Raw genomic sequence first — 4,526 nt, forward strand, 5'->3', positions numbered from 1 at the left:
CGGTCGTATGGGCGATAAACCACCAAATAGCCTCACGGAAGCTCTTGATCTTGAGGTAGTCCCCTATCCACTCTGTCCAATGAGGGGCATAGCAGGCCGCCTCCACCAGGCGCTGCTTGCTGAGTTTTACCTCGTCCAAGTGTTTCTTGAAGGCAGCAAAGGTATCGGTAGCACTCGGCTGGCTTACCTCCAAGATATGGCTAAAGGTATAGCGCTTGCCCACTCCACTGCCATAGCCTTTGGCGAAAGGCTCCTTGCCCATACGCTCTAAGGCCTCGAAGAAGTATTGGGCGCCCTCTATCTGGCTGAGTGAACTGATATATACGGAGGCATCGGTAGGCAAATCACCTCGCTGCAATTCTACTTGGAGCATGTGGGTTTTGACCTGTTCCAAGAGAGTTTCTGGGAAAGTAAGCGTATCCTTGATCCACTTAGGCAATCGTCGGCTAAAGTGATTTTCTGCTCCTTGTGCCATAGCAAACAGCTCATTATTGAGCAAGCAGAAGAAGATGAGATCATCGGTGGTAAGTCTGCCCTTGTTATAGAGCATGAGGGTCAATTGTAGCAAGCCTTCGTTGATGCGAGGCAGGCGCTCTTCTCGGCGTACAAAGTTGCGTACATAAGGAAGAACATCCTTTATCGTATTCTTATGGGCATCTAAGTCCTTCTTTCCTTCTATATATAGGTAATAGAGGATTTGCCAAAGTCTAAAGAGCTGGTCATCGGTATAATAAGGGAAGTCTCCATCGTCCCCATAATAGACTACGGCAGCATAATCCGTCACTACATCGTCCCAATCCAAGGAAGAATAACCGCGCTTGTAGATCTCTCCACGCTTTTCCTTGGGGAAAGTAGCTAAGGCATCTTCAAAGACCGAGAGCTTAAAGCTCGCTAAGAGGGCTTTGTCTTCACTATAAGCCTTCATCAGATACCCTAATAAGTCTTCTGCCTTACGAGCTTCTCCGCGGTAACTATGAATTTGTCCCTCAAAATGTACCTTGAAATCAGGATAGTAGTTAGCCAAGAACGCATCTAAGCCCTTTGGCTTGGGGTTTTCATAGTAGAGATGATCACAATAACGCTTAGCAAAGTAGTACTCTATCTCGGTAAACTGGTATTTTTCGTGCCAGCCTTTCCATAGGTCGGCCAGTGGCAGGTCATTCAATCTATCCATAGGGGTATCCTCCTCCTTTCTTTTGTGCAGACACCTGATGTCATTGCCCAAGAGGGTCGTCTCGGTAGCTCCCTGATAGCCTTCGTATTGGTATTCATAATCTTTGTTAGCACGCCATAAGGCTAAGAGTTCACTAAGCCCCTCCCCTATCTTCTCTACATTGACGAGCTTATCAAAGAGAAAACCGCCCTTCTTCTCCTTGCGCTGCTTGTCAAAGAGGGGTTTGGGCAAGTCAAAGGAGGTCAGGTTGTCCAAGTTGAGCACTCCAAAGCCGTTGGTAAGGTCATACCTAAGCTCAGTGGCTGTTTCAGGGTTGTAGGTGAGTTTGTCCATGAGCACCTGCTCGTTCTTGGAGAGCTTACGCCCCTTATAGGCTTCCACCTGCTCGGTGACATAGTCAGCAAGTCGCTCTTCCTCCTGCAATACGGTGAGGATTTCCAAGGCCGCCAAGCGTTGGTCGGCACTCTTGGAGACAATCATACGGGAGGTACTATCCTTAAGTATCGCTTCGGGTTGCTTAACGAGCAAGGCCACGCTCTCCTTGCGTTGTTCCTTGTTCTTACGGGAGAGTACTTGCTCAAGGGCGAGGATATCGTCCTGCACCAAAGGCACTTTCTTGAGTACCTCCATTGCCTTGCTCACCACATAAGGTCCCTTGTCATTCAGGGCAGTACGCACCAAGGCACGTTGCCAAGAGTCAGCTGGATAGTCCTCAGGTGGCAAGTTCTTTTCTTCATCACTATAATAGCTATAGCGCCCACGAGAGAGCACCGGGAAGATATCGTCGAGTAGGATATGGCGGGCATCTACAGGAATTTCTGCCAGCTCGGTAGCGAGAAGCTGTTGTTGCTGCTCATTGGCAGCCTTGAGCATCGCCTGGTAGAGATCCAAAGGCTTTATGGTAAAGCCGAGCCAACGGAAACCAACGCCCTCAAAGCTCTTGCCGTCCTTAGGGAGCTTCTTAGCCGAGGCATGTACCTTGTCGAACAAGGCTGGGGTGAGCTTGCCCTGAGGGAGGTTCTTTAAGATCCAGTAATCCCAAGCGGGTTCTATGCCAAAATAGTTTTCGGCAAAGGAGAGGATTTCATCAGTCTTCTTTTGGGTTTGGCGCATAAAGTAGAGTACCACCACACAAGCCTCGTAGCTTGTTTTGGTATTGTCCAGCGCTGCTACGGCCAAGTGCAAGGCTTCCTCTACATTATAAACGGCCACCGCCCATAGGGCTACATAGCGCTCCAGGTTGTCCTGACTGCTAACGGCTACTTCGCGTGCCTTATCAAGGTCACCCAAATAGGTCTGTGCCAGCTCCAAGGTACGCTTGACCACCGACTGCTGGGGGGCTTCCCAGCCAAAGCCAAACCAAGTATCCACGGCACGTACTACACTGCTAAAGCGAGTAAGGTTGTGCTCCAAGATCACTCCTATAAAGTGCTGGAGTACAGGGATAGTCGTCTCGTCCAAGGTCTCTAAGATCATCTGACGGAGGTCTTCCTGAAGTTGTGCCGCCAAAAGGGTCTTCTCTACCAAAGTATGATAGCGCTTATCTTCCACCATGAGGCAGCTTTTTATCAAGGAAGCACACACCTTACCTATCTCGTCCTCGCCCAAGAAGATTTCTTCTACCAAGGCGTAGGACTTATCGGGATCTTCAGAAAGGACTACTGCAAAAAAATTGGCTGAGGCAACCTTATAGACGGCATATTGGAATTGTTCGGCTATGGGCAGGGCACCAAATCCTGCATTGCGAAGAATACAGAGCCGGTTGAGTACCTTCAGTTGGGTCTCCCTATAGTCTTCAGGGTTGGGTGAGCGGAAAGGACGGCGAGACCAATCACTTGAGTAGGGGTACTTATAGGCATCATCCCAGATACGTTGTACATAGGGAGCTTGTACCTCTCCAAAAAGCAAATCGGCTAAGCACTTGCCTTCGGCTGTTTCCCATAGCTTATCGGCAAAGCCAAAGGAGGTGAATTTTTCACGAAATTTACTTTCTTCTCTATAAGAGAAGATACCAGCAATATAGAACCCCAACTGCTGGTAGGGCTCGGAGAAAGAAGCAAAAGCCTCTTTCTTAAGTGGCTCCCGCTTATGGGGCGCCAAATGTTTTGCTACTTGTTCGTCTTTTAGCATGATACTAATGGTTAATGATTAATGGTCAATGGTTAATGCCTTTATCGCTTTATTGGCTACTAATGTTTTCATCTGATCAATAGCTGTTTTATTCAACTGTATAAGACGCTCAGATTGTGAGATTTTTTGTCCTATAAGCAATGCGTTAATACTCTCTAAGTTGCTCAATACAACCAATTGTTCTAAAGAAGCCTCATCTCGTATATTCCCTTTTTTATCTGGGTTACGCTCCCTCCACTCTTTGGCTGTAATACCAAATAATGCCATATTCAATAAGTCTGCTTCATCAGCATAGATAAATTGCGCTTGTTTTGCACTAATCTTCTTAGGAATTAAATTCTCCTTAATAGCATCTGTATGAATATGGTAATTTACTTTAGAGAGTGTCCGTTGTAGATTCCATTCTAATTTGAGCCTATTATTCTCATCTTCTTTCAGGCGTTGGTATTCCTTTACTAATAACAACTGAAATTTGGGGCTAATCCACATTCCAAAATGAAATGCTATATCTTTGTAAGCATAAGTTCCTCCATATCTACCAGCTTTTGCCTTTAGTCCTATAGCATTAGTAGCTTCTATCCAGTTCTTCACAGAGAGAACAAAATTATTACTACCTGCAGCATTTTTAATTGTACCGAATTCGGTATAATTAAAATTCGGATTGTATAGCGCCTCCCATTCTCCTATATACTCAATTGTACTCTTTAAGCTCAACCACTTTATGATAATAGCTTCCTGCATTTGACTTTTCGCCATATCTGTAAGAGATATATAATCATCTTGCTCTTGTGAAATCACAGAAATTTCTGTTCCTGCAATTTCTATTTTCTTGTTTTTTGCCATTGTGTATTTTTAGAAAATGTATTTTGCTACATGAGTTTGTCGTTAGTCACTTGTCACTGGTCACTATTAACGGATTTTTCCTTCCGCCAATAGCTTCATCTTACTGATAATCTCGGCGGTCTTCGGGTCGTCATCTACAAAGGGGAGGAAGACACGGCCGCGGTGTTGGCTCTGTACGGCTACTACATTGATTTGCAAGCCGCCACGGCTAATCATACCACTACCAAGGTGCAGGCTGTAATCCCCATGCTCGTTCTTGACCAAGATATGGCGCTCCTTGACCTCTACGTTTTGTAGCTTGAACAGACGTGCACTCTCTCTGGCCAAGGCACCACGCATCTGTAGAGTGCTATGAGAGGCTTCGGGATCTACGCCGCCT

Annotated in this window: 3 protein-coding genes; all 3 read right to left on the reverse strand. The window is 46.2% G+C overall.

Annotated features, from left to right (window positions below; translation table 11 throughout):
* Nucleotides 1-3,304: DUF5724 domain-containing protein (locus HMPREF1551_RS12480; protein WP_021629536.1), on the reverse strand; the 3,304-nt coding region annotated here is incomplete at its 3' end.
* Nucleotides 3,305-3,322: 18 nt separating this feature from the next.
* A complete protein-coding gene (locus HMPREF1551_RS12485; protein ID WP_021629537.1) occupies nucleotides 3,323-4,147 on the reverse strand; it encodes a KilA-N domain-containing protein in 825 nt (274 codons plus the stop codon).
* 66 nt (nucleotides 4,148-4,213) lie between these two features.
* The coding region (locus HMPREF1551_RS12490) for a hypothetical protein (RefSeq protein ID WP_021629538.1) at nucleotides 4,214-4,526 on the reverse strand (313 nt) is incomplete at its 5' end.

Origin of the sequence: Capnocytophaga sp. oral taxon 863 str. F0517, from assembly GCF_000466425.1 — a bacterium.
Lineage (GTDB): Bacteria > Bacteroidota > Bacteroidia > Flavobacteriales > Flavobacteriaceae > Capnocytophaga.